We start from the raw sequence: 23,406 nt of genomic DNA on the forward strand, positions 1-23,406 counted from the left end.
GCCGCGCGCGGCGGCGCGGCACTCAGTGGATGACGAGCTCGAGCAGCACGATGAAGATGCCGAGGCACGCCGTGGCGAAGCCCCCGAGCAGGCGACCGAGCAGACCCGCGCCTCGGCGCCGGTAGGCGCTGTACCCGAGGAGCGCGAGCACGAGGAACGTGGTCCACCCGCAGAGCTCGGCCGCGTCGCTGACCGAGACGCCGGTGGCGCCGGCCCACACGAGCACGAGCATCGCCGGCACCGACGCGTAGAGCATGCCCGCGCCGTGACGCATGCCCTCGCGCGTGGCGTGACGCAGGCCGTGCGTGGCGTGCTCGGTGAGCGTGTGCGCGAAGACGTGGGCGATGAAGAACACGAACAGCGAACCCGTCGACGTCAGCAGCACCTCCCACACCGATTCGGCGTGGTCGTCGGCGATGGTGACGAAGGCGGCGAACACGATCAAGCCGTAGATGGCGGCGGGGGAGCGAAAACGCACGTCGAACCACGCCTTCACGCGCGTCCACGCCGACGGCGCCTCGACCGGGGCGCTCATGCGTCGAACCCCAGGCTGAGCTTGCGCAGCAGCGTCGCGAGGCGATCGCGGTCGCCGCGCGAGAGTCCCTCGAGCAGCAGGGCCTCGGCATCGACGAGCCGGGTGATCGCGGCGTCCACGCGCACGCGTCCGTCTTCGGTCAGGGTCACCAGGATGCTCCGTCCGTCTTGCGGATCGGCCTCGCGGCGCACGAAACGGCGGGCGACGAGTCGGTCGATGCGATTGGTCATGGTGCCGCTCGAGACCAGGGTCTGTTGCAGCAGTTGCTTGGGGCTCAGTTGATACGGCTCGCCGGCACGGCGCAACGCCGACAGCACGTCCCACTCCCACGACTCGATGTCGCTGCGCCGGAACGCCTCTTTGCGCGCGATGTCGAGGTGACGCGACAAGCGTGCGACGCGCGAGAGCACCTCTAGGGGTGAGAAATCGAGGTCGGGGCGCTGATGCATCCACGCATCGACGATGCGGTCGACCTCGTCGCTGTCCCGGCTCACCGTCTCATTATGTCGAGAGCCCGTCGCCGTCGCGTCGCGCCGCCCGTGCGAGACGGCGTCGTCTGGCAGACTTGACCGGTGCCCGCGGGCACGGTCCGCTGTGGTGTAACGGCAGCACGACAGCCTTTGGAGCTGTTAGGTCCAGGTTCGAATCCTGGCGGCGGAGCATGACAACACCGACCGAGCTCGCCGTCGTCGTCCTCGCCGCGGGTCAAGGCACCCGCATGCGGTCGCGCACCCCCAAGGTGCTGCACCCCGTCGGTGGTCGTCCGCTCGTCGGTCACGTGCTCGACACCGCGGCATCCCTCGACCCGGCGCGCATCGTCGTGGTCGTGCGCCACGAGCGGCAGCTGGTCGCCGACACCGTCGCCGAGCTCGCGCCGGGTGTCGTCGTCGTCGATCAAGACGAGGTCACGGGCACCGGCCGCGCCGTCGAGGCCGCGCTGGAGGCGCTCGAGGGGTTCGAGGGCGACGTGCTCGTGCTGAGCGCCGACGTGCCGCTGCTCGAGACCGGAACGCTCACCGAGCTGCTCGCCACTCACCGCACGGGAGGGTCGGCCGTCACGCTCCTGAGCGCCCGCGTCGACCAGCCGTTCGGCTACGGCCGCATCATCCGCGACGACGCCGACGGCGTCCGCCGCATCGTCGAGCAGAAGGACGCCACGGCCGACGAGGCCGCGGTCACCGAGATCAACGTGGGCGTCTACGTCTTCCAGGCAGCGCCCCTGCGCGCGCAGTTGGCGCTCGTGGGGACCGCGAACGCCCAGGGCGAGAAGTACCTCACCGACGTGATCGGGCTCCTCCGCGACGCGCAGCTCGGGGTCGCGGCATCCGTCACCCCCGATGCCTCCGCGGCCCTCGGCGTCAACGACCGCGTGCAGCTGTCGGAGGCGGGACGCACCCTCAACGCCCGCACCGTGCGCCGGTGGCAGCTCGAGGGCGTCACCGTCGTCGACCCGGCCACGACCTGGATCGACGTCACCGCGACGCTGGCCCCCGACGTCACGATCCTGCCCAACACGCACGTGCGCGGTGCCACCGTGATCGCCTCGGGCGCCACGATCGGACCCGACACCACCCTCGTCGACTGCGAGGTGGGCGAGGACGCCACCATCACGCGCACCGATGGAACGCTCGCGGTCGTCGAAGCGGGAGCCACCGTCGGCCCCTTCGCCTACCTGCGCGCGAATGCCCGCGTCGGCGTGAACGGCAAGGTCGGCACGTTCGTCGAGGTGAAGAACTCCTCCATCGGCGAGGGCAGCAAGGTGCCCCACCTGTCGTACATCGGCGACACCGACATCGGTCGCGGCGTCAACCTCGGCGCGGGAGCGATCACCGCGAACTACGACGATCTCACCAAGCACCGCACCGTGATCGGCGACGAGGTGCACAGCGGCTCGCACAACGTCTTCGTCGCGCCGGTTACGATTGGAGACGGCGCCAAGACGGGCGCCGGCGCCGTCATCCGCAAGGACGTCCCCGCCGGTGCGTTGGCGCTCAGCGTGGCACCCCAGCGCAACATCGAGGGGTGGGTCGAGAAGAACCGACCGGGCACTGCGGCGGCCGACGTGGCCGCGCGGGCCCGGGCTGAACAGGAAGCGGCCGATGGCTCGTAAGAAGAATCGTGTAGATCTCGACCGCGACAACGGCATCGCCCCCGGCCTCGTCGCCAAGACGAAGAAGCGGCTGGTCGTCGCGTCCGGACGCTCGCACCTCGACCTCGCCGCACAGGTCACCCATCACCTGGGCACCGAACTGGCCCCCACCGAGCACCGCACCTTCGCCTCGGGCGAGATCTACACCCGCTTCGAGGTGTCGATCCGCGGGTGCGACGTCTTCGTCATCCAGTCCTTCGGGCCGCCGGTCAACGAGTGGCTCATGGAGCTGCTCATCATGCTCGACGCGCTCAAGCGCGCCTCGGCCAAGCGCATCACGGTCGTCGCTCCGTACTTCCCGTACTCGCGGCAAGACAAGAAGGGCCGCGGCCGTGAGCCGATCAGTGCCCGTCTCGTCGCCGACCTGTTGAAGACGGCCGGCGCCGACCGCATCATGAGCGTCGACCTGCACGCAGCGCAGATCCAGGGCTTCTTCGACGGCCCCGTCGACCACCTCTTCGCCAAGCCCGTGCTGCTCGAGCACTTCCAGCACACGCTCACCGGCGAAGACCGCGAGACCCTCACGGTCGTCTCGCCCGACATGGGCCGCGTGCGCGTGGCCGACACCTGGTCCGACAGCCTGGGCGCGCCGCTCGCGATCATCCACAAGCGCCGTGACCCGAAGGTCGCCAACCAGGTCTCGGTGCACGAGATCGTCGGTGACGTGAACGGCCGCACCTGCCTGCTGGTCGACGACATGATCGACACCGGCGGCACGATCCAGAAGGCCGCGCAGGCGCTCAAGGCCGCCGGTGCCCGCAAGGTCATCGTCGCCGCCACCCACGCGATCTTCAGTGACCCGGCCACCGAGCGACTGCAGGATGCCGCGATCGACGAGGTCGTCGTCACCGACACCGTCCCGCTGCCGCCCGAGCGCCGCTTCGACCGGCTCACGGTGCTGCCGATCGCTCCGCTGCTGGCCCGCGCGATCCACGAGGTCTTCGAGGACGGCTCGGTCACGAGCATGTTCGGCGGCGACGCGTAAGCGACCGTTCGAAAACCCCCGCCTGCGGTTCGAGGCGGGGGTTTTCGCGTCCTCGTTCACAGCCCGCACAAAGGTGTGAACCGGAACGCCACCAAGGTCGTGTCCCTACCGTGAGAACGAACGCGCCGCGAGGCACGACCGAAGGAGGACCCTCATGATCCGCACCACAGCCGTACCCCGTCCCGTCCGCATCGGCACCGCCCTGCTGGGCGTCGCCGGAATCGTCACCCTCGCCGGATGCTCCGGCGGTACCACCACCACCGACGCCGCGGCCCCCGCCGAGACCAGCGCCGCGAGCGCTGCCCCCAGCGCCACCGCGAGCGCTGCCGCCGGCGGCTCGACGGCCGCGGGGACCTACACGGACGGCACGTACGAGGCCACCGGTCAGTACGCCACCCCCGAGAGCGTCGAGACCATCGACGTCACCCTCGTCCTGGCCGGTGACACCGTCACCGACGTCACGGTGACGGGCGACCCGCAGGCGGCTGAATCGCAGCGCTACCAGGGCGAGTTCATCGGCGGGATCAAGGACGAGGTCGTCGGCAAGAAGCTCGACGAGATCTCGGTGAGCAAGGTGGCCGGTTCGTCGCTGACCAGCGGCGGATTCATGAAGGCCGTCGACACCATCAAGACCGAGGCGAAGGCCTGACCCTCGTGTCCACTCCGACCGCGACGGGCTCGACCTGGGTCTTCGACGCGATCGGCACGTCGTGGGCGATCGAGACGGCGCACCCCCTGCCCTCGATCGCCCGCGACGCGGTGTCGGCCGTCGTCGAGCGTTTCGACCGGGAGTGGTCGCGCTTCCGCGACGACTCGCTGGTGTCGGCCCTCGCCGAGGGCCGGGCGGCATCCGTGCCCGCCCCCGACGACGCGCACGCCATGCTCTCGATGTACGACGAGCTCGACGCCGCGACGGGCGGTGCGGTCAACCCGCTGGTCGGCGACTCGCTGGCCCGTCTGGGCTACGACGCGCGACTCACGCTCGCCCCCCGGGGTGAGCCGCAGCCCGCACCGTCGTGGCGCGACACCCTGACGTGGGGGAGCGATCAGCTCGCCCTGGGCGCACCCGCGACGATCGACGTCGGCGCCCTCGGCAAGGGGCGGCTGGTCGACCTCGTGCACGACACGGTGCGCCGTCACGTCGACGGCGACGTCGTGGTCGACGGCTCGGGAGACCTGGCCGTGAGCGGGGCCCCGATCCGCGTCGCCCTCGAGCACCCCTACGATTCGACGCGCGCGATCGGCGTGGCCACCGTGGTCGACGGCGCGCTGTGCGCCTCGGCGATCAACCGACGCGCGTGGGGAGACGGGCTCCATCACGTCCTCGACGCCCGCACGGGAGCGCCCGTGCGCGCCTTCGCGGCGACCTGGGCGCTCGCCGACACCGCGATGCGGGCCGACGCCCTCGCGACGGCACTGTTCTTCGACGGCGGGCCCGAGCTCGCCGCCACCTGGAAGGCGCACTGGGTGCGCATGCGTACCGACGGCCGCGTGGAGTGGTCGCCCGGATTCGACGGAGAGGTCTTCTCGTGACCACCACCCTCACCGCGGGTTCCACCCGCGTGCTCGGCCTGATCGGCCGGGTCTCGATGTACCGGCTCGTGATGTTCTCACTGGGCCTTCTGGCGCTGATCGCGCTCGTGCTGTCGTTCGCCGGCCAGGTCGGTCCGCAGCCGCTCGAGATCGTCGTCAGCGCGGTGGTGCTCGCGCTCGCGTGCGCCCTCACCGATCTCGCGGCGCAGAGCCTGCTCCGGATGCCGCGCCGGCTCGAGTCCTCGCTGATCACCGCCGCGATCCTGCTGTTCGTGCTGCGGCCGACGCTGGAGCCGATCGGCCTCGCCGGTCTCGTGCTCGCGGGTGTCGTGGCATCCGCATCGAAGTACCTGCTCGCCTGGCGCGGTCGCCACATCTTCAACCCGGCCGCCACGGGAGCCGCCGTGCTGACCATCGTCAGCATCTGGGCGCCCGATCTGGGCTCCTCCGCCTGGTGGGTCGGCTCGCCGTGGATGGCAGCCCCCGTCCTCGTGCTGGGCGTGCTGCTGCTGGTGCGCACCGACAAGCTCCCCGTGGTCGTGACCTTCTGGCTCGTGGCCATGACGGTCGCTTTCGTGCGCACGACGGTGCAGTTCCAGGCGGCGGGGTTCCCCGTCGATGTGCCGACCGTGCTGCTGCAGGTCGCGTTCTCGTCGCCGTTCCTGTTCCTGGGGGCCTTCATGCTCTCGGAGCCCCTGACGCTGCCCCCGCGCCGCGCGCAGCAGTACGTCGTGGCGGTCGTGGTCGGCGTGCTGGCCGGCTGGCCGCTGGCGGTCGGCGCGATCACGCTCGGTCAGGAGCGCGCCCTGCTGATCGGAAACCTCGTGGCGTTCCTGTTCTGCCTGCGTGCCGCGGTGCGACTTCGGGTGGAGCGGCGGCGGGACCTCACTCCCACCGTGCGCGAACTGACGTTCCACGCGGCGCGACCCTTCTCGTTCTCGCCCGGGCAGTACCTCGAGCTCGATGTGCCCCACCGTCGCCCCGACGGCCGCGGAACGCGCCGCGAGTTCTCGATCGCCTCGGCCCCCGAAGACCTGCCCGAGGTGCGCATCGCCTTCAAGGACGGTTCGCAGTCGTCGTACAAGAAGGCCCTCGCCGCGGTCGAGCCCGGCGGAACGCTCGCGGTGACCGGCGTGTGGGGCGACTTCGTGCTCCCCGCACGCCCCACGGCGCCCGTGCTGATGGTGGCGGCCGGCATCGGCGTGACCCCGTTCGTGTCGCAGTTGCGGCACCTCGCCGCCACGGGTCAGCGTCGCGACGCGGTGCTCGCCTATGTCGTGTCGGGGTCGGACGAGCTCGCGTTCCGCGACGACATCGTCGCCAGTGGCATCCCGGTCGTGGTGTTCTCGCCCGACGAGCCGGTCGATCTGCCGGCCGGGTGGGTCTGGGCGGGACCCGATCGGGTGGATGCCGAGGGGCTCCTGCGCGCCGTTCCCGACCTCGCCCAGCGTGCGGCCTACGTGTCGGGCCCGCCGCGATTGATCGCGGCTCTCGCACCCGCCCTGGGGAAGGCGAAGTCGCTCACGACCGACGCGTTCGCGGGGTACTGAGCGGCCGAGGTGGCGTATGCGGCGGCGGGCGGCGGGGGATCGACCCGGCCGTCCGCCGGGCTCGGTCTACAGTGAACGCGTGCCCACTCCCGACTTCGTCCTCGAGCTGCGCCGCCACGTCGGCACCATGCCCCTGCCGCTCGTCGGCGTCACCGCGGTGATCGTCCGCGGCGACGACGTCTTGCTCGGTCGCCGCAGCGACTCGGGCCGGCTCACCCCGATCACCGGCATCGTCGACCCGGGCGAGGAGCCGGCCGACGCCGCGGCGCGCGAGGCCGAAGAAGAGGCCGGCGTGCGCATCGACGTCGACCGACTGGTCTGGGTTCACCAGATCCCGCGCGTGACGTACGACAACGGCGATCAGAGCGACTACCTCGACCTGGTCTTCGCCTGCACGTGGCGCTCGGGCGAGCCGGTGCCGGTCGACGGCGAGATGACCGAGGTCGGTTGGTGGGCCCTCGACGAGGTCGACGCGCTCCTCGACGCCGAGATGGCCGGGCGCGTGCGCGCCGCCCGCCAGACCGGCCCCGCGCGTTTCGAGCGCCGCGCCGACTGAGCGCGTCGGCTCACACGGGGTCGGCGGGCTTCGCGGGCAGGCGCACCTCGAAGGTCGTGTCGCCGGGCGTGCTCCGCACGCCGATCGTGCCGTTGTGCGCCTCGACGATCGCGCGGGCGATCGAGAGCCCCAGACCCGTTCCGCCGGTCTTGCGGTCGCGGGAGCGATCGCCGCGGGCGAAGCGCTCGAACAACTGCGCAGCGACCGAGGGATCGATCCCGGGGCCGTCGTCGTGCACGCGCAGCACGGCTTCGTCGCCCTCGTGGGCGACCGAGACGGCCACCACGGTGCCCGCCGGCGTGTGCGTGCGGGCGTTGGCGAGGAGGTTCGCGACGACCTGATGCAGACGCGAGGAGTCGCCGGCGAGCTCGACCGGTTGGTCGGGCACGTCGATGGTCCAGGCGTGGTCGGGTCCGGCGGGACGCGCGTCGCCGACGGCCTCCACCGCGAGGCGGGTGAGGTCGACCGACCCGTAGACGAGCTCCTGGCCCTCGTCGAGGCGCGCCAGCAGCAGCAGGTCTTCGACGAGCGTCGTCATGCGCAGCGACTGCGCCTGGATGCGTTCGAGCGACTGCTCGGTGGTCTCGACGGCCAGCTCGATGCGTTGGCGGCTCTCGTCGTCGTGCGCTTGGCGCATGGCTCGCAGCGACAACTCCGAGAACCCGCGGATGGATGCGAGGGGCGTGCGCAGTTCGTGACTGGCATCCGCCACGAAGCGGCGCATGAGCTCCTCATTGCGCTGGCGAGCCGTCAGCGAGGCGTCGACGGTGTCGAGGAGGGAGTTGAGGGCGAGGCCGACCTGACCGATCTCGGTGTGCTCGTCGACCTGGTCGGCGGGGACGCGCTCGGTGATCGACACGTCGCCCTGGTCCATGCGCAACGAGGCGACGCGGGTGGCGGTCTCGGCGACGGCGCGTAGCGGCTTGAGCCCCAGGCGGATGACGATGGCGATGACGACGGCGAGCAGCAGCAGGCCGCCGGCGGTCACGAGGGCGACGGTGGTGAGGATGGCCCCGATGTAGCCCGTGACGTTGGACAGGGGGAGCCCGACCAAGAAGGCGACCCCGCCGGGTGAGCTGTAGGAGCGCACGAGGTACTCGCCGAGGTTGGGCAGGTTCACCGTCTGCGCGGCGGGGTCGGTGGAGCGCAGGCTGTCGGCGATCTGCCCGAGGTCGTCGGTGGTCAGGGCCCGCGCGCCGCCCTCGCTGACCACGGCGCCGGTGAGGGCGTTGCGCGAGTTCATCACGAGCAGGGTGCCCGGGTCGCGGGGGCCCGCCTCGAGCACTTCTTCGGCCGTGCTCTGGAATCCGATCTGCGACTGCACCGACGAGGCGGCGTCGGTGACCGATGCGTCGAGGTTGTAGAAGAGGATCTGGCTCAGGATCGCGCTGGTCGAGATGCCGATCATCACGAGGATGAACGCCACCATGCCGATGACCGCCGTCATCAGGCGCGCCTGCAGGGTCCAGGGCCGGCGCAGGCGCGTGAACCTCTCGCCCGCGGTCGCGGGGGGCGGCGCCGGTCGCGGGGGAATGCTCACTGGGGGGCTTTGATCATGTAGCCGACGCCGCGCACCGTGTGGATGAGCGGCTCGTGGCCGGCGTCGATCTTCTTGCGCAGGTACGAGATGTACAGCTCCACGACGCTGGAGCGTCCGCCGAAGTCGTAGTTCCAGACGCGGTCGAGGATCTGCGCCTTCGACACCACGCGCCGCTGGTTGCGCATGAGGAAGCGCAACAGCTCGAACTCGGTCGCCGTCAGCTCGATCTCGTGGCCCCCGCGCACGACCTCGTGGCTGTCTTCGTTGAGCGACAGGTCGCCGACGCGCAGGATGGGCTCGGAGTCGCGGGTGAGTGCGGTGCCCGCGCGCCGCATGAGGCCCCGGAGCCGCGCCACGACCTCTTCGAGGCTGAACGGCTTGGTGACGTAGTCGTCGCCGCCCGCGGTGAGACCGGCGACGCGGTCGGCCACCGCGTCCTTCGCGGTGAGGAAGAGCACGGGCACGTCGTTGCCCGAGTGGCGCAGTCGCTGCAATACCGCCATGCCGTCGAGGTCCGGCATCATGATGTCGAGCACCATGGCATCCGGTTCGAAATCGCGGGCGGCCGACAGGGCGTCGAAGCCCGACCCGGCGGTGCGCACCTCCCAGCCCTCCATGCGCAGGGCCATCGAGAGCAGATCGGTGAGCATCTGCTCGTCGTCGACGACGAGCACCCGCAGGGCGCTCCCGTCGGGGCGGGTGAAGGCGGGGGCGGGGGCGGTCGCGGTCATGGAACTCATTGTGCTCGCGTATCTATGAGCTTTCTATGGCGTGGGTTATGGGAATCCTGAGAGCCGGGCAGCAGGCGCCTGAGAAGGACCAGCGCGACCACGCCGAGACCGGCCCCGAGGGTGTTCGCGACGACGTCGCGCGCATCGGCGACGCGCGTGGGAAGGAACACCAGCTGGGTGGTCTCGATCGCGATGCTCAGCAGCAGCGCGATCAGGATGCCGTGCCACCACCGCCCGCCCCAGCCGAGCACGAGCAGTCCCAGGGGGACGAACATCGCCACGTTCGAGGCGGACTCCACCACATCGAACGTGACCCACGCGGTGGGCGGCCACGCCGCCAGCACGCGCAGGACGGCGGTGAGGATGCCGCCCACACCGGCGTCGTAGATCGAGGGGCGCAGCGTCATCCACCAGAGACCGAACGCGTACAACGCCGAAGCGGCGACGAGCAGTGCTCGCCGCCGCTTCGAGAGGGCCCTGATCAGTGGGTGTCCTCGGCTTCGATCTCGGTGCGGTCGCCCGACCAGAGGGTGTGGAACGTGCCCTCCTTGTCGATGCGGCGGTACGTGTGCGCCCCGAAGAAGTCGCGCTGGCCCTGGATGAGGGCGGCGGGCAGACGCTCAGCGCGCAGGCCGTCGTAGTACGCCAGCGACGAGCTGAACGCGGGGGCCGGGATGCCGCTGTCGGCCGACAGCGAGACGATGTGGCGCCACGCGTCCTGCGCGCGGCCCAGGGCCTCGACGAAGTACGGAGCGGTCAGCAGCACGGGCAGCTCGGGGGCGGCGTCGTAGGCCTCGGCGATGCGGTTGAGGAACTGCGCGCGGATGATGCAGCCGCCGCGCCACAGCTTCGACACGGCGCCCAGGTCGATGTTCCAGTCGTACTGGGCGGCACCGGCGCGGATCTCGTCGAAGCCCTGGCTGTACGCCACGATCTTCGAGGCGTACAGCGCCAGGCGCACCTGCTCGATGAACGCGTCGGCGTCGGCGCCCGCGAGCACGTCCGTGCCCGAGGGGCCGGGGAGCTCGCGCGAGACCTCGCGCTGCTCGGGGTGGCTCGACAGCGACCGGGCGAAGGTGGCCTCGGCGATGCCCGAGACGGGGACGCCCAGGTCGAGGGCGGTCTGCACCGTCCAGGCGCCGGTGCCCTTGGCGCCGGCCTGGTCGAGGATCACGTCGACCAGGGGCTTGCCGGTGTCTGCGTCGGTCTGGCGCAGCACCTCGGCGGTGATCTCGATGAGGTACGACTCGAGCTCCCCGCGGTTCCACTCGGCGAACACGTCGGCGATTTCGGCCGGGCTCTTGCCGGTGGCGCGACGGATGAGGTCGTACGCCTCGGCGATGAGCTGCATGTCGGCGTACTCGATGCCGTTGTGCACCATCTTCACGAAGTGGCCCGCGCCGTCGTGGCCGACGTGCGCCACGCACGGCTCGCCCTCGGCGACCGCGGCGATGGACTTCAGGATGGGGCCGAGGGTGGCCCAGGCCTCGTCGGAGCCGCCGGGCATGATCGAGGGGCCGAGCAGCGCGCCCTCTTCTCCGCCCGAGACGCCCATTCCGACGTAGTTGATGCCCGTGTCGCGCACGGCCTTCTCACGGCGGATCGTGTCGGTGAACAGGGCGTTGCCCCCGTCGACGATGATGTCGCCCGGCTCGAACACCTTCACCAGCTCGTCGACGACGAAGTCGGTGGGGCGGCCGGCCTTGACCATGATGATCGCCGTGCGCGGAACCGACAGCGACGCCGCGAAGTCGGCGTACGAGAATGAGGGGACGAATTCGGCCTCGGGGTGCGCCTCGACGAGGTGCTCGGTCTTGTCGGCGCTGCGGTTGAACACCGCGACCGTGTTGCCCTCGCGGCTGGCGAGGTTGCGCGCGAGGTTCGAGCCCATCACGGCCAGGCCCACGACGCCGATGTTGGCGCGGCCGTCGCCCTCGCCCTGGGGGCGGGAGTCGGCCTCGACGGTGGGGCGGTCCACCTCTTCGATGCCGGGCGCACCCTCGTGCACCTGGGCGGCTTCGTGAGGGGCCTGATCCTGGTCGGTCGAAGGTCCGGTCGGGGAGGGGGTCGACGTCATTCGTTGCTCCGTATTCGGGTGCGAGAAAGGGGTGGGCGAGCGCACGCGGGCTGCCGCTGCCACTGTATCGGCTCGACCCGCGTGTCTCTCAGGGGGTGGCGAGGCGGAGCAGGGCGATGGCTTCGTCGACCTGCTCCTGGGGCGTCATGTCGAGGTCGATGCGGATCGCCTGCTCGTCGGCATCCGGGATCTCGAGGGTCTCGAACTGCGACGTCAGCAGCGACGGCGGCATGTAGTGGCCCTGGCGGCGCAGGAGACGTTCGAGCACGAGCTTCGGGTCGCCCATCAGCAGCACGAACGACACCTGCTCGCGCCGCAGCACGTCGCGGTAGCTGCGCTTGAGCGCCGAGCACGTGATGACGCCGGGGCGTCCGGCGGCGATCTGCCCGTCGATCCAGCCGGCGACCCGGTCGAGCCAGGGCCAGCGGTCGTCGTCGTTCAACGCGTGACCGGCCGCCATCTTGGCGACGTTCTCCTGCGGGTGCAGGTCGTCGCCCTCTTGGAAGTCCCAGCCGAGGCGACCGGCGAGCATGCCGGCGACCGTGGACTTGCCGGTTCCGGCGGGTCCCATGAACACGAGGACGGGGGGAGCGGATGCCGACGACGCGGCGGCCCGTTCGGGGTCGACGTGTGCGGCAGAGGTCGGTGTGGAGGTCATGTCGGGGTTCCCTTCGCTCGACTCAGACGAACACGCTGATCACGAGGACGCCGGCCAGGCCCGTGACCGAGATCACGCACTCCAGCACGGTCCATGTTTTCAGGGTCATCGGGATGTCGAGACCGAAGTACTCCTTGATGAGCCAGAATCCGGCGTCGTTGACGTGGCTGAGGAACACCGATCCCGCACCGATCGCCAGCACGAGCAGCGCGGTCATGGGGGCGTCGAGGGTTTCGGTGAGCGGCTGGAGGATGCCGGCGGCGGTGATGGTGGCCACCGTCGCCGAGCCGGTCGCCACGCGGATGACCACGGCGACGAGCCAGGCGAGCAGCAGGACCGACACGCTGGAACCGGCGACGAGGTCGGCGATCACCTTGCCGATGCCCGTGTCGACGAGGACCTGCTTGAAGCCTCCACCGGCGCCGACGATGAGGAGGATGCCGGCGATCGGACCGAGAGAGGAGCCGACGACGGTCGTGAGGCGGGCGCGGTCGAAGCCGGCGCCGCGGCCGAGGACGACGAAGCCGACGAGCACGGCGAGCAGCAGCGCGATGATCGGCAGGCCCAGGAAGTCGATGACGACCTTCCACGCGTCGGTCGAGCCCGGCGCGACGATGTCGGCGACGGCCTTCAGCAGCATGAGGAAGACGGGCAGCAGGATGCTGCCGAGGGTGGCGGCGAACGACGGGCGTCGCGCGGGCTCGTCTCCCTTCTCCTCGGCCGAGAGGAAGAGCTCGGGGACGGGCACCGGAGCCCAGCGGGCGGCGATGGGCGCGAACAGGGGGCCGGCGATGATGACGGCGGGGATCGCCACGATGACGCCGAAGAAGAGGGTGAGGCCGAGGTTGGCGCCGAGAGCGTCGATGGCGGCCAGGGGGCCGGGGTGCGGGGGCACCAGACCGTGCATCGCCGACAAGCCGGCGAGGGTGGGGATCGCGATCTTCATCAGGGCGACGCCCGAGCGGCGGGCCACGAGGATGATCACGGGCACCAGCAGCACGAGGCCGACCTCGAAGAACATCGGCAGTCCGATGATCGCGCCGATGAGCCCCATGACCCACGGCAGGCTGCGCGGGGTGGCGCGGGCGACGAGGGTGTCGACGATGCGGTCCGCTCCTCCGGAGTCGGCCAGGAGCTTGCCGTAGATGGCGCCGAGGGCGACGAGGATGCCCACCCCGCCCATGGTGGATCCGAAGCCTCCGGTGAAGCTCGTCACGGTGGTGGGGATCGCCATGCCGGCCACGACACCGGTGGTCAAGGCGCCGATGGTCAGGGCGAGGAAGGGGTGCAGCTTGCCCCACGTGATCAGCACCACGATGAGCGCGACGCCCACGAGGGCGGCGGTGATGAGCTGCCCGGCGGGTGCGGCGGGACCGCTGTCGGCGGCGGCGAGCACGAGCGCGGGGGAGAGGGTGGTGATGGCCATGAGCGTCCTTGGTCCGGCGGGCGGCAGCGATGCCGCGGGTCTATTTGTCGTACATAAAAGCACAGGATGACGAATTCTGCACGACAAATATGTCTGTCAGTCCGGATGACGTCTGTCATCATCGGGGGATGACGATGGACCGTCCGCCCGTGCCGACCCTGCACGACGCACTCGTGGACCGCGTCGGCTCCGCCATCGTGCGCGGCGAGATCGCCGCGGGGTCCCGCCTGGTCACGGGCGAACTCGCCGAGGGGTCGTCACGCGGAGCTGGACGCGAGGCGGTGCGCGTGCTGCAGTCGCTGGGGCTGGTGCGGGTGCGACGCAAGACCGGCGTCGAGGTGCTGCCGGCGACGGACTGGAACGTCTACGCCCCGGAGATCATCGCCTGGCGTCTCGCCGGACCTGGTCGCGATGCGCAACTGCGCGAACTCGGCGAGCTACGCGCGGCCATCGAGCCGCTCGCGGCGCACGGGGCGGCGGTCCACGCCGACGACGCGCAGCGTCGGGAGCTCGTCTCCGCCGTCATGGAGATGGCGCGTACCGAGAACCACGCCGACGGCGGGGAGTACCTCGCGGCCGACGTACGGTTCCACCGGACGCTGCTCTCCGCGTCGGGCAACGCGATGTTCGCCGCGCTCGGCACGGTCGTCGAATCCGTGCTCGTCGGGCGCACGCTGCACGAACTGATGCCGCACGACGCCAACCCGCACGCTGTGCGCTGGCATCAGGACGTGGCGTTCGCCGTGACCGCCGGGCGCGCTGATGAGGCCGCCGACGCGATGCGGTGGATCGTCCGCGAAGCCGACGACGCCATGCGGGGCGTGGCCCGAGAGGACTGAACGGCGTCAGTGCTTCTTGTACGCCGCCGAGCGGCCCAGGGTGAAGAGGGCGCCGACCGTGCCGACCAGGCCGACCGCGGCGATGCCGCCGATGACCCAGAGCACGACGTGAGAGAAGAAGCCGCTGTCCATGATGATCCTCCGGGTCGATTGGCCTCTCGACTCTACCGTCGCGCCCACCGAACCGACGCCGTGCGCCTCCGCGGCTCCGCACCCCCGGCGGTGCCGCACGCATCGGCGAGGGTGATCGGGGCGGTGGCCGCGGGAGCTCGTCGAGCCCCGAGTGAGCGTCGAGGAGGCCCACCTCCGAGCGGGTCGTGCCGACGGTCCCGCGCTGGTAGACTTCCGGGGAACTTCGGCGAGGGAATGCCGCGCACCGTCAGGTGCACGCGGCATCCGTGATCGACGCGGTGATGCAGGCTTCCGGCTTTCCTCACGCGATCGCGTTCGAGTCGAATCCAGACCACACACGCGCGGACCCGGTCCGCTCACAAGCTGCGGGACACGTACCCGCGAGGAGAACATCATGTCGGAAGACAACAAGGTCGTCGCGGAACTCCGCGAGAACTTCGGCAAGGGCTTCGCCCGTCGCCTCCGCGCCGCGGGCAAGATCCCGGCCGTCATCTACGGTCACGGCACCGATCCCCAGCACGTCGCGCTGCCGGGCCACCAGGTCGCGCTGCTCATCCGTCGCGCAAACGCGCTGCTCGACCTCGACATCGCAGGCAAGGGCCAGCTCGTCCTCGTCAAGGACGTGCAGAAGGACCCCGTGCGTCAGATCATCGAGCACATCGACCTGATCGTGATCAACAAGGGCGAGAAGGTCCAGGTCGACGTGCCCGTCACGGTCGTCGGCGAGCCCTTCTCCGGCACGGTCGCCAACCTCGAGAACACCACGGTGTCGCTCGAAGTCGAGGCCACCCACATCCCCCAGAACATCGAGGTCTCGGTCGAGGGTGCCGAGGACGGCACGCAGATCACCGCCGCCGACCTGACCCTCCCCGCCGGCGCGGTTCTGGTGACCGAGCCCGACACGCTGATCATCGGCGTCTCGGTCCCCCTCGACACGCTCGCTGCCGACGAAGAGATCGCCGAAGCCGACGCAGAGGTCGCCGAGGAGCAGTCCGAAGAGGCCGAGGGCGACCAGAACTGATCTCCGGCGGGCCGCGTCACGGCCTGCCGACCACGAGGGGGCGCGTTTTCGCGCCCCCTCGTTTTCTCTGTGCGGGGTCCGAGCGCGGACCCGGAAGGATGGATGCCATGGCAGACACCTGGCTGATCGTCGGTCTCGGCAACCCCGGCCCGCGGTACGAGGCGACCCGGCACAACATCGGTCAGATGGTCATGGATGAGCTGGCATCCCGCCGCCGCGAGGCTTTCCGCGCGCACAAGGCGAACGCGCGCGTCGTCGAGACCTGGCTGCGGCCGGGCGCGGCGAAGCTCGTGCTGGCCAAGCCGAACAGCTTCATGAACGTCTCGGGCGGCCCGGTGGCCGGTCTCGCCCGGTTCTACGGCACCGAGCCCGAGCGCGTGGTCGTCGTGCACGACGAGCTCGACATCCCCTACGACACGATCAAGCTGAAGACCGGCGGGGGTCACGGCGGCCACAACGGCGTGCGCGACATCGCGAAGGCACTGGCGACGCCCGAGTTCCCCCGGGTGCGCGTGGGCATCGGCCGGCCGGTGGGGCGGCAGGATCCCGCGGACTGGGTGCTCGATCCCTTCAGCGCGACCGAGCGTCAGACGCTCCCCATCCTCGTGTCCGATGCGGCGGACGCGGTGGAGATGCTCGTCGACGAGGGCCTGGTGGCCGCGCAGCAGCGCTTCCACGCCCCCCGCAGCTGACACCGCGACCCGCGCGGGTGCGAACGACGACGGCCCCGGTCTCGAGAGATCGGGGCCGTCGATGTGTCGGTGTCACATGCTGGGCGCCACTCCCAGGCCGACCCCGCCCACGAAGGCGACGATGACGACGATGCCGCCGAGCACGGCGATGACCACGGCGGCGATTCCCCAGCCGCGTCCGCGGTTCTTGACCGCCGCGACGATGCCCTGGATGAAGCCCCAGAGGCCGAAGATGCCGTAGACCGCGAAGGCCGTCACGCTGAGGACGGCGATCAGGATGGCGGTCTGTTCGGTACCGGGCGGGAGGGTGCTCGGGTCGATCTCGCCGCTGGCGTCGGCGTACTGCGCCAGGGAACCGCTCTGCAGGCCCGCGATGAGGGCGCAGACGATGCCGACGACCACGCCGAGCATCGACGCGAGGAACGCGATGAGGCCGAGGGTCCGCGAACCCTTCGCCCCGCGGGACGACGGCGGGGGCGCATAGGCCGGTGCGGCGGGTGCGCCGTACGCGGACTCCGCGGCGCCGGCGCGCGCGATGGGCGGGTCGTAGGGCTCGGGGGGCGGTGGGGTGGCGCTGCTCACGGTGTCCTCCTCAGGTCGGAGACGGGCGCGATCCGCCCGTCGCTCCAGTGTAGGAACGACGACGGGGTGCCCGCCCGGGCTGGACGCACCGCGTCAGCGCACGGTAACGCGGGCTCAGACGACCGAGCCGCCGCCCGTCGGCATCGTGGCGACTCCACCGACGACGGCGATCACGACGAACGCCACGAACAGAAGGGGTCCGAGCACCGACACCACGATCGCCCCGATGCCCGCGCCGCGACCCGCGCCGCGGGCCGTGGCCACCACACCGAGCACGAAGGCGATGAGGCCGATGACGGTGGCCGCCCAGAACGTGACCTCTGCGGCGAGGACCAGGTCGCGTACGGGCGAGAACATCCGCCAGTCGACCGTCGTCGAGTTCAGGAGGTCGGGGCCGACGCCCCGGGCGATGCGGAAGGCGAGGAACCCTCCGACGGCGGATGCCAGCACGGTGGCGATGAGCGACAGCAGCAGCGCCCAGGTTCCCAGGGGGCGTCCTCGACGTGCGACGGGCGGGGGAGTCAGCAGCGTGCCGGCCGGGGGCGCGACGTGCGGTGCGGCGAAGACCGGGCCGTTCGGGGCGCTCGGAGAGGACATGCGGCCACTCTACGAGAACGCCCGAGCGGACGGTGAGCCGAATCCGGGTGTCGATTACGGGCGACCGTGACTGTCCAGCCGGGTCCGATGTCGGTACCCCCGCGTAGACTTCTGCGAGTGACAGTTCCCGGGATCGTGCGCGCCCTCGAGCAGGCTGAGTCGTACCGTGAGGCCGCTTCTGCGGCCTCCGCCGACCTGTCTCTCTCCCTTGTCGACGGACTCGACGCCCCCGTCATCGCGGGCCTCGTCGAACGACGCCGTGCGGCGGGTGAGCCGGGTGCCGTCCTCGTGATCACCCCGACCGGCCGACGCGCCGAGTCGCTCGGCCCGGCTCTCGACGCCGTCCTTCCGGGTGCGCAGGTGCTCCATTTCCCCGCGTGGGAGACGCTGCCGCACGAGCGGCTCAGCCCGAGCCCCGAGACGGTCGGACGCCGCCTCGACGTGCTGCGGCGGATCGCGGCGTGGGATGGGCGGGCACCCCTCGTCGTCACGGCCTCGGTGCGCAGCGCCCTGCAGCCGCTGGCCCCCGGCCTCGGCGACGTCGAGCCGATCGAACTCGTCGTGGGCGGACGCGGCCACGAGCTCGAGTCCGTCATCATGCGCCTGGTCGAGCTGGCCTACCACCGCGTCGACATGGTCTCGCGGCGCGGCGAGTTCGCCGTGCGCGGAGGCATCCTCGACGTGTTCCCCACCGTGGCCGACCACCCCTTCCGCGTTGAGTTCTTCGGCGACGAGGTCGATCAGATCCGGGCATTCTCGGTCGCCGATCAGCGCTCTCTGCCGGGAGACGTGGCATCCGTGTCGCTCAACCCCAGCCGCGAACTCCTGCTCACCGCCGAGGTGCGCTCCCGTGCCGCCGACCTGCGCGACGGCTACCCGGGTCTGCGTCAGCTGCTCGAGAAGATGGCCGAGGGCATCCCCGCAGAGGGCATGGAGTCCCTCATCCCGGTGCTGGTCGACGACCTCGTCACCCTCGTCCACTACCTCCCGGGCGGCAGCGCCGTGGCCCTGGTCGACCCCGAGCGCTCGACGGCGCGTGCCACGACGCTCGGCGACACCAACCGCGAATTCCTCGAGGCCGCGTGGTCGGCGGCGACTGCCGGCGCCGACACCCCCGTCGACCTCGACTCGGGCGACTTCGTGACCCTGCACGACCTGCACGAGATCTCGAGCGGACGTGGCGGCGTGTGGTGGCAGCTGAGTGCGTTCGACTCGGGCGCAGCGGATGCCGAAGACGAGGGCCTCGTGGTCGGTGAGGAGTCCGCGTACCGGGTGAAGGCCGATCCCGTCCCCTCGTACCAGGGCAATGTCGACGGCGCGACGTCGCACGTCGGACTCCTCTTGGCCGACGGGTGGTCCGTGGTGGTCACCGCGTCGGGCCCCGGCATGGTCGATCGCGCGCGCGACGTGCTGGCCGAGCGCGGCATCGCGGCGCGACGCGTCGACGAGGTGCGCACGCCCCCCGAGCCGGGGGTCGCGCACGTCGTGTGCGCACCGCTGGAACGCGGCTTCCACCTGCCCGAGGCGAAGTTCGCCGTCATCACCGAGACCGAGTTCTACGGTCGTTCGGTCAGCGGTGACAACCGCGGCCCGAAGAAGCTGGCGTCGCGCCGCCGCAACGTCGTCGACCCGCTGCAGCTGAAGCCGGGCGACGTGGTCGTGCACGCCACCCACGGCATCGGCAAGTTCCTCGAACTCACGCAGCGCGAGGTGTCGAGCGGCGGGCGCAACGCGGTCAAGACGACCAAGGAGTACCTCGTCCTGGAGTACGCCCCGGCCAAACGCGGGTACCCGGGCGACAAGCTCTTCGTCCCCACCGACCAGCTCGACCTGCTGTCGAAGTACGTCGGCGGCGAGGCGCCCACGCTGTCGAAGATGGGCGGAGGCGACTGGGCGGCGGCGAAGGGGCGGGCACGCAAGGCGGTCCGCGACATCGCGGTCGAGCTGGTGAAGCTGTATTCGGCGCGCATGGCGTCGAAGGGGTACGCCTTCGGACCCGACACCCCCTGGCAACGCGAGCTCGAAGAGGCCTTCCCGTTCGCCGAGACCCTCGACCAGCTGCAGACGATCGACGAGATCAAGGCCGACATGGAGAAGCCGATCCCCATGGATCGCCTGCTGTCGGGCGACGTGGGTTTCGGTAAGACCGAGGTCGCCGTGCGCGCCGCCTTCAAGGCGATCCAGGACGGCAAGCAGGTCGCCATGCTCGTGCCGACGACGCTTCTGGTCAAACAGCACCTCGAGACCTTCGCCGAGCGCTTCGCGGGCTTCCCGGTCACGGTTCGGCCGTTGTCGCGCTTCCAGAGCGACAAAGAGGCGAAGGCGACGCTGGCGGGGATCACCGACGGTACCGTCGACATGGTCATCGGAACGCATCGCATCCTCACCGAGAAGGTGCACTTCAAAGACCTCGGGCTCATGATCATCGACGAGGAGCAGCGGTTCGGCGTCGAGCACAAGGACTCTCTCAAGAAGCTCAAGACGAACGTCGACATCCTGGCCATGAGTGCCACGCCCATTCCGCGCACACTCGAGATGGCGGTCACCGGTATTCGCGAGATGTCGACGCTGGCGACTCCGCCCGAGGACCGGCATCCGATCCTGTCGTACGTGGGTCCGCGTAACGACAAGCAGGTGGCTGCTGCCATCCGCCGCGAACTCCTGCGCGAGGGACAGATCTTCTACGTGCACAACCGCGTGTCGTCCATCCAGCGGGTCGCCGCCCACCTCTCCGAACTCGTCCCTGAGGCGCGCGTCGTGGTCGCGCACGGGCAGATGGGGGAGCACGCCCTCGAGCAGGTCGTCGACGACTTCTGGGAGCGCCGGGCCGACGTGCTCGTCTCGACGACGATCATCGAGACCGGCCTCGACATCTCGAACGCCAACACGATCATCATCGACCGGGCCGACAAGTACGGTCTCTCGCAATTGCACCAGCTGCGCGGACGCGTGGGCCGTGGGCGCGACCGGGCTTACGCGTACTTCCTGTATGACGAGATGAAGCCGCTCTCCGAGACGGCGGCCGACCGTCTCGAGACCATCGCCGTCAACAACGACCTGGGTAGCGGCATGCAGGTCGCCTTGAAAGACCTCGAGCTGCGCGGCGCGGGAAACCTGCTCGGTGCCGAACAGGCCGGGCACATCGCCGGCGTCGGGTTCGATCTGTACCTGCGCATGATCGGCGAGGCCGTATCGACGTTCCGCGGCGAAGACGTCGACGGCCCCACCGAGCTCCGTCTCGAACTGCCGATCGACGCGCGTCTGCCGGAGTTCTACATCGACAGTGAGCGGTTGCGCCTCGAGGCGTACCAGAAGCTGTCGGCGGCGGCATCCGCCACGGCCAAGAACGACGCCATCGACCTGGTGGTCGAGGAGCTCCGCGACCGGTATGGCGAGCCACCGGCCGAGGTCGAGGGGCTCATCGCCGTCGCTCGACTTCGCCGGCGGGCCGCGCAGGCGGGTCTCGCCGACGTGGTCGCGATGGGGTCGAACCTGCGGGTCGCACCGGCGAACCTCGCCGACTCCATGCGGGTGCGCCTCCAACGCCTGTACCCCAAGGCGAAGCTCGTCGCGGGGGGAGACGCCATGGTGGTTCCGCTTCCGCAGGATGCCGATGATGCGAACCTCCTCGCGTGGGTGCGTCAGCTGCTCGACGCCCTCTGGCCGCTGCCGGTCGACAAGGCCGCCGAGCCCGCGTCGGTCTGATCGGATGAGACCCGCACCCGTGACGGGGCGGGTCTCCGGGGGAGCGGCGACTTCCGCGTCATTCCGGTGATCCGGCGCCGTGACACGCCCGGGATGTGCCTGGATTCGCCGAGTCGGTGTCCCGCACGTAATCTTTTACTTGTTCGCCCCACAGGGGAGAGCGGCTCGGCCGAAAGGCCCCGCATCCTCTCAAGTGGTGAACCACCCAGAACACGCACCGAATGGTGTAACGTTCTGGTCTGGCCTTCGGCCCGCTTCTCACGACGTTGATCTTCTACAGGTCCCACAGTGAGAGACAAGGGATCGTGGGTCGTAGGCGTGAATTGCCTCACGGGTAGGTCGAGAGATTGTTTCTGTGGGTGCGTCCGTTCCTTGAGAACTCAACAGCGTGCACTTGTCAAATGCCAATTTTATCCTCGTTGGTCTTCGGATCGCGAGAATTCCTTTGGATCAAAGTCCAATCCTCTTTTTGGGGGTTGGCATCTGGATAGTCAGTTTTGACTTCCTGTTTGGTCAGATTGAACTCGCTTGCCTTGACCTTATTCCGGTTGGGTGGGCATTTTTCTTTTACGGAGAGTTTGATCCTGGCTCAGGATGAACGCTGGCGGCGTGCTTAACACATGCAAGTCGAACGGTGAAGCCAAGCTTGCTTGGTGGATCAGTGGCGAACGGGTGAGTAACACGTGAGCAACCTGCCCTGGACTCTGGGATAAGCGCTGGAAACGGCGTCTAATACTGGATATGAGACGTGATCGCATGGTCGTGTTTGGAAAGATTTTTCGGTCTGGGATGGGCTCGCGGCCTATCAGCTTGTTGGTGAGGTAATGGCTCACCAAGGCGTCGACGGGTAGCCGGCCTGAGAGGGTGACCGGCCACACTGGGACTGAGACACGGCCCAGACTCCTACGGGAGGCAGCAGTGGGGAATATTGCACAATGGGCGGAAGCCTGATGCAGCAACGCCGCGTGAGGGATGACGGCCTTCGGGTTGTAAACCTCTTTTAGCAGGGAAGAAGCGAAAGTGACGGTACCTGCAGAAAAAGCGCCGGCTAACTACGTGCCAGCAGCCGCGGTAATACGTAGGGCGCAAGCGTTATCCGGAATTATTGGGCGTAAAGAGCTCGTAGGCGGTTTGTCGCGTCTGCTGTGAAATCCCGAGGCTCAACCTCGGGTCTGCAGTGGGTACGGGCAGACTAGAGTGCGGTAGGGGAGATTGGAATTCCTGGTGTAGCGGTGGAATGCGCAGATATCAGGAGGAACACCGATGGCGAAGGCAGATCTCTGGGCCGTAACTGACGCTGAGGAGCGAAAGGGTGGGGAGCAAACAGGCTTAGATACCCTGGTAGTCCACCCCGTAAACGTTGGGAACTAGTTGTGGGGACCATTCCACGGTTTCCGTGACGCAGCTAACGCATTAAGTTCCCCGCCTGGGGAGTACGGCCGCAAGGCTAAAACTCAAAGGAATTGACGGGGACCCGCACAAGCGGCGGAGCATGCGGATTAATTCGATGCAACGCGAAGAACCTTACCAAGGCTTGACATATACGAGAACGGGCCAGAAATGGTCAACTCTTTGGACACTCGTAAACAGGTGGTGCATGGTTGTCGTCAGCTCGTGTCGTGAGATGTTGGGTTAAGTCCCGCAACGAGCGCAACCCTCGTTCTATGTTGCCAGCACGTAATGGTGGGAACTCATGGGATACTGCCGGGGTCAACTCGGAGGAAGGTGGGGATGACGTCAAATCATCATGCCCCTTATGTCTTGGGCTTCACGCATGCTACAATGGCCGGTACAAAGGGCTGCAATACCGTGAGGTGGAGCGAATCCCAAAAAGCCGGTCCCAGTTCGGATTGAGGTCTGCAACTCGACCTCATGAAGTCGGAGTCGCTAGTAATCGCAGATCAGCAACGCTGCGGTGAATACGTTCCCGGGTCTTGTACACACCGCCCGTCAAGTCATGAAAGTCGGTAACACCTGAAGCCGGTGGCCCAACCCTTGTGGAGGGAGCCGTCGAAGGTGGGATCGGTAATTAGGACTAAGTCGTAACAAGGTAGCCGTACCGGAAGGTGCGGCTGGATCACCTCCTTTCTAAGGAGCA

Annotated in this window: 21 protein-coding genes, 1 tRNA gene and 1 rRNA gene; 12 read left to right on the top strand and 11 right to left on the bottom strand. The window is 69.3% G+C overall.

Annotated elements, in window-relative coordinates; all coding sequences use genetic code 11:
- Positions 1–22: 22 nt before the first annotated feature.
- Both IFU40_RS14465 and IFU40_RS14470 read right to left on the bottom strand, forming a co-directional pair.
- Positions 23–535, bottom strand: a complete 513-nt coding sequence (locus tag IFU40_RS14465) for a hypothetical protein (RefSeq protein WP_055839671.1) — start codon at positions 533–535, stop codon at positions 23–25.
- Positions 532–984 carry a MarR family winged helix-turn-helix transcriptional regulator gene (locus IFU40_RS14470; protein WP_181016034.1) on the bottom strand — a complete coding sequence of 151 codons (453 nt, stop codon included), beginning with the start codon at positions 982–984 and terminating at the stop codon, positions 532–534. The genes IFU40_RS14465 and IFU40_RS14470 overlap by 4 nt, the downstream gene beginning before the upstream one ends.
- Before the next feature lie 139 nt (positions 985–1,123).
- Between IFU40_RS14470 and IFU40_RS14475 the strand changes: the two genes are divergently transcribed.
- The 7 genes from IFU40_RS14475 (at position 1,124) to IFU40_RS14505 (ending at position 7,308) form a co-directional block, all read left to right on the top strand.
- A tRNA-Gln gene (locus IFU40_RS14475) sits at positions 1,124–1,195 on the top strand.
- A 1-nt stretch (position 1,196) separates the two neighbouring features.
- Positions 1,197–2,645, top strand: a complete 1,449-nt coding sequence (gene glmU, locus IFU40_RS14480; RefSeq protein ID WP_191926770.1) for a bifunctional UDP-N-acetylglucosamine diphosphorylase/glucosamine-1-phosphate N-acetyltransferase GlmU — start codon at positions 1,197–1,199, stop codon at positions 2,643–2,645.
- Positions 2,635–3,669: a ribose-phosphate diphosphokinase gene (locus IFU40_RS14485; protein WP_055839665.1), complete on the top strand. Its 1,035-nt coding sequence runs from the start codon at positions 2,635–2,637 to the stop codon at positions 3,667–3,669. Before glmU ends, IFU40_RS14485 begins: the two co-directional genes overlap by 11 nt.
- Positions 3,670–3,823: 154 nt before the next feature.
- Positions 3,824–4,318 (top strand): FMN-binding protein, encoded by a 495-nt coding sequence (locus IFU40_RS14490; protein WP_191926771.1) that lies wholly within the window; start codon positions 3,824–3,826, stop codon positions 4,316–4,318.
- Positions 4,319–4,323: 5 nt separating this feature from the next.
- Positions 4,324–5,202: an FAD:protein FMN transferase gene (locus tag IFU40_RS14495; protein WP_191926772.1), complete on the top strand. Its 879-nt coding sequence runs from the start codon at positions 4,324–4,326 to the stop codon at positions 5,200–5,202.
- Complete coding sequence (locus tag IFU40_RS14500) at positions 5,199–6,752, top strand: flavodoxin reductase (RefSeq protein WP_191915721.1); 1,554 nt, start codon at positions 5,199–5,201, stop codon at positions 6,750–6,752. Before IFU40_RS14495 ends, IFU40_RS14500 begins: the two co-directional genes overlap by 4 nt.
- 79 nt (positions 6,753–6,831) lie before the next feature.
- On the top strand, positions 6,832–7,308 hold the full coding sequence (locus IFU40_RS14505) for an NUDIX domain-containing protein (RefSeq protein WP_191926773.1): 477 nt from the start codon (positions 6,832–6,834) through the stop codon (positions 7,306–7,308).
- Between the two features lie 10 nt (positions 7,309–7,318).
- Here IFU40_RS14505 and IFU40_RS14510 read toward each other — a convergent pair whose 3' ends face one another.
- The 6 genes from IFU40_RS14510 to IFU40_RS14535 form a co-directional block, all read right to left on the bottom strand.
- Entirely contained in the window at positions 7,319–8,848 is a 1,530-nt protein-coding gene (locus IFU40_RS14510) for a sensor histidine kinase (RefSeq protein WP_342030263.1), read from the bottom strand.
- A complete protein-coding gene (locus IFU40_RS14515) occupies positions 8,845–9,579 on the bottom strand; it encodes a response regulator transcription factor (RefSeq protein WP_055839647.1) in 735 nt (244 codons plus the stop codon). The genes IFU40_RS14510 and IFU40_RS14515 overlap by 4 nt, the downstream gene beginning before the upstream one ends.
- Positions 9,580–9,584: 5 nt before the next feature.
- A complete protein-coding gene (locus tag IFU40_RS14520) occupies positions 9,585–10,010 on the bottom strand; it encodes a VanZ family protein (protein WP_274605371.1) in 426 nt (141 codons plus the stop codon).
- A 50-nt stretch (positions 10,011–10,060) separates the two neighbouring features.
- Positions 10,061–11,656 carry an NADP-dependent phosphogluconate dehydrogenase gene (gene gndA, locus IFU40_RS14525; RefSeq protein ID WP_191926775.1) on the bottom strand — a complete coding sequence of 532 codons (1,596 nt, stop codon included), beginning with the start codon at positions 11,654–11,656 and terminating at the stop codon, positions 10,061–10,063.
- Positions 11,657–11,744: 88 nt separating this feature from the next.
- Positions 11,745–12,227, bottom strand: a complete 483-nt coding sequence (locus IFU40_RS14530) for a gluconokinase (RefSeq protein WP_055939295.1) — start codon at positions 12,225–12,227, stop codon at positions 11,745–11,747.
- 109 nt (positions 12,228–12,336) lie between these two features.
- A complete protein-coding gene (locus IFU40_RS14535; RefSeq protein WP_191926776.1) occupies positions 12,337–13,740 on the bottom strand; it encodes a GntP family permease in 1,404 nt (467 codons plus the stop codon).
- 128 nt (positions 13,741–13,868) lie between these two features.
- Here IFU40_RS14535 and IFU40_RS14540 point away from each other — a divergent pair, with 128 nt between their 5' ends.
- A complete protein-coding gene (locus IFU40_RS14540) occupies positions 13,869–14,579 on the top strand; it encodes a FadR/GntR family transcriptional regulator (protein ID WP_191915725.1) in 711 nt (236 codons plus the stop codon).
- Positions 14,580–14,585: 6 nt separating this feature from the next.
- On the opposite strand, the gene IFU40_RS17110 is transcribed toward IFU40_RS14540, so the two are convergent.
- Positions 14,586–14,711 carry a hypothetical protein gene (locus IFU40_RS17110; RefSeq protein WP_258027492.1) on the bottom strand — a complete coding sequence of 42 codons (126 nt, stop codon included), beginning with the start codon at positions 14,709–14,711 and terminating at the stop codon, positions 14,586–14,588.
- Between the two features lie 394 nt (positions 14,712–15,105).
- Here IFU40_RS17110 and IFU40_RS14545 point away from each other — a divergent pair, with 394 nt between their 5' ends.
- Together IFU40_RS14545 and pth are read left to right on the top strand one after the other, a co-directional pair.
- Positions 15,106–15,732 carry a 50S ribosomal protein L25/general stress protein Ctc gene (locus IFU40_RS14545; RefSeq protein ID WP_191926777.1) on the top strand — a complete coding sequence of 209 codons (627 nt, stop codon included), beginning with the start codon at positions 15,106–15,108 and terminating at the stop codon, positions 15,730–15,732.
- A gap of 107 nt (positions 15,733–15,839) precedes the next feature.
- Positions 15,840–16,424: an aminoacyl-tRNA hydrolase gene (pth, locus tag IFU40_RS14550; protein WP_055839631.1), complete on the top strand. Its 585-nt coding sequence runs from the start codon at positions 15,840–15,842 to the stop codon at positions 16,422–16,424.
- A gap of 72 nt (positions 16,425–16,496) precedes the next feature.
- Here pth and IFU40_RS14555 read toward each other — a convergent pair whose 3' ends face one another.
- Both IFU40_RS14555 and IFU40_RS14560 read right to left on the bottom strand, forming a co-directional pair.
- Positions 16,497–17,006: a hypothetical protein gene (locus IFU40_RS14555; RefSeq protein ID WP_191926778.1), complete on the bottom strand. Its 510-nt coding sequence runs from the start codon at positions 17,004–17,006 to the stop codon at positions 16,497–16,499.
- A 114-nt stretch (positions 17,007–17,120) separates the two neighbouring features.
- Positions 17,121–17,603, bottom strand: a complete 483-nt coding sequence (locus IFU40_RS14560; protein WP_191926779.1) for a hypothetical protein — start codon at positions 17,601–17,603, stop codon at positions 17,121–17,123.
- A 117-nt stretch (positions 17,604–17,720) separates the two neighbouring features.
- Here IFU40_RS14560 and mfd point away from each other — a divergent pair, with 117 nt between their 5' ends.
- Together mfd and IFU40_RS14570 are read left to right on the top strand one after the other, a co-directional pair.
- Positions 17,721–21,308, top strand: a complete 3,588-nt coding sequence (gene mfd / locus IFU40_RS14565; RefSeq protein WP_191926780.1) for a transcription-repair coupling factor — start codon at positions 17,721–17,723, stop codon at positions 21,306–21,308.
- A 566-nt stretch (positions 21,309–21,874) separates the two neighbouring features.
- Positions 21,875–23,396 (top strand): 16S ribosomal RNA (locus IFU40_RS14570).
- Positions 23,397–23,406 lie beyond the last annotated feature (10 nt).

This window comes from Microbacterium sp. CFBP 13617 (assembly GCF_014839445.1).
GTDB lineage: Bacteria > Actinomycetota > Actinomycetes > Actinomycetales > Microbacteriaceae > Microbacterium.

What these genes read in the sequence shown, in the direction of transcription:
- IFU40_RS14465 (WP_055839671.1), bottom strand. Translation starts at nt 535, where the DNA reads ATGAGCGCCCCGGTCGAGGCGCCGTCGGCGTGGACGCGCGTGAAGGCG.
- IFU40_RS14470 (WP_181016034.1), bottom strand. Translation starts at nt 984, where the DNA reads ATGCATCAGCGCCCCGACCTCGATTTCTCACCCCTAGAGGTGCTCTCG.
- glmU (WP_191926770.1), top strand. Translation starts at nt 1,197, where the DNA reads ATGACAACACCGACCGAGCTCGCCGTCGTCGTCCTCGCCGCGGGTCAA.
- IFU40_RS14485 (WP_055839665.1), top strand. Translation starts at nt 2,635, where the DNA reads ATGGCTCGTAAGAAGAATCGTGTAGATCTCGACCGCGACAACGGCATC.
- IFU40_RS14490 (WP_191926771.1), top strand. Translation starts at nt 3,824, where the DNA reads ATGATCCGCACCACAGCCGTACCCCGTCCCGTCCGCATCGGCACCGCC.
- IFU40_RS14515 (WP_055839647.1), bottom strand. Translation starts at nt 9,579, where the DNA reads ATGACCGCGACCGCCCCCGCCCCCGCCTTCACCCGCCCCGACGGGAGC.
- gndA (WP_191926775.1), bottom strand. Translation starts at nt 11,656, where the DNA reads ATGACGTCGACCCCCTCCCCGACCGGACCTTCGACCGACCAGGATCAG.
- IFU40_RS14530 (WP_055939295.1), bottom strand. Translation starts at nt 12,227, where the DNA reads ATGGGACCCGCCGGAACCGGCAAGTCCACGGTCGCCGGCATGCTCGCC.
- IFU40_RS14535 (WP_191926776.1), bottom strand. Translation starts at nt 13,740, where the DNA reads ATGGCCATCACCACCCTCTCCCCCGCGCTCGTGCTCGCCGCCGCCGAC.
- IFU40_RS14540 (WP_191915725.1), top strand. Translation starts at nt 13,869, where the DNA reads ATGACGATGGACCGTCCGCCCGTGCCGACCCTGCACGACGCACTCGTG.
- IFU40_RS17110 (WP_258027492.1), bottom strand. Translation starts at nt 14,711, where the DNA reads ATGGACAGCGGCTTCTTCTCTCACGTCGTGCTCTGGGTCATCGGCGGC.
- IFU40_RS14545 (WP_191926777.1), top strand. Translation starts at nt 15,106, where the DNA reads ATGTCGGAAGACAACAAGGTCGTCGCGGAACTCCGCGAGAACTTCGGC.
- pth (WP_055839631.1), top strand. Translation starts at nt 15,840, where the DNA reads ATGGCAGACACCTGGCTGATCGTCGGTCTCGGCAACCCCGGCCCGCGG.
- IFU40_RS14560 (WP_191926779.1), bottom strand. Translation starts at nt 17,603, where the DNA reads ATGTCCTCTCCGAGCGCCCCGAACGGCCCGGTCTTCGCCGCACCGCAC.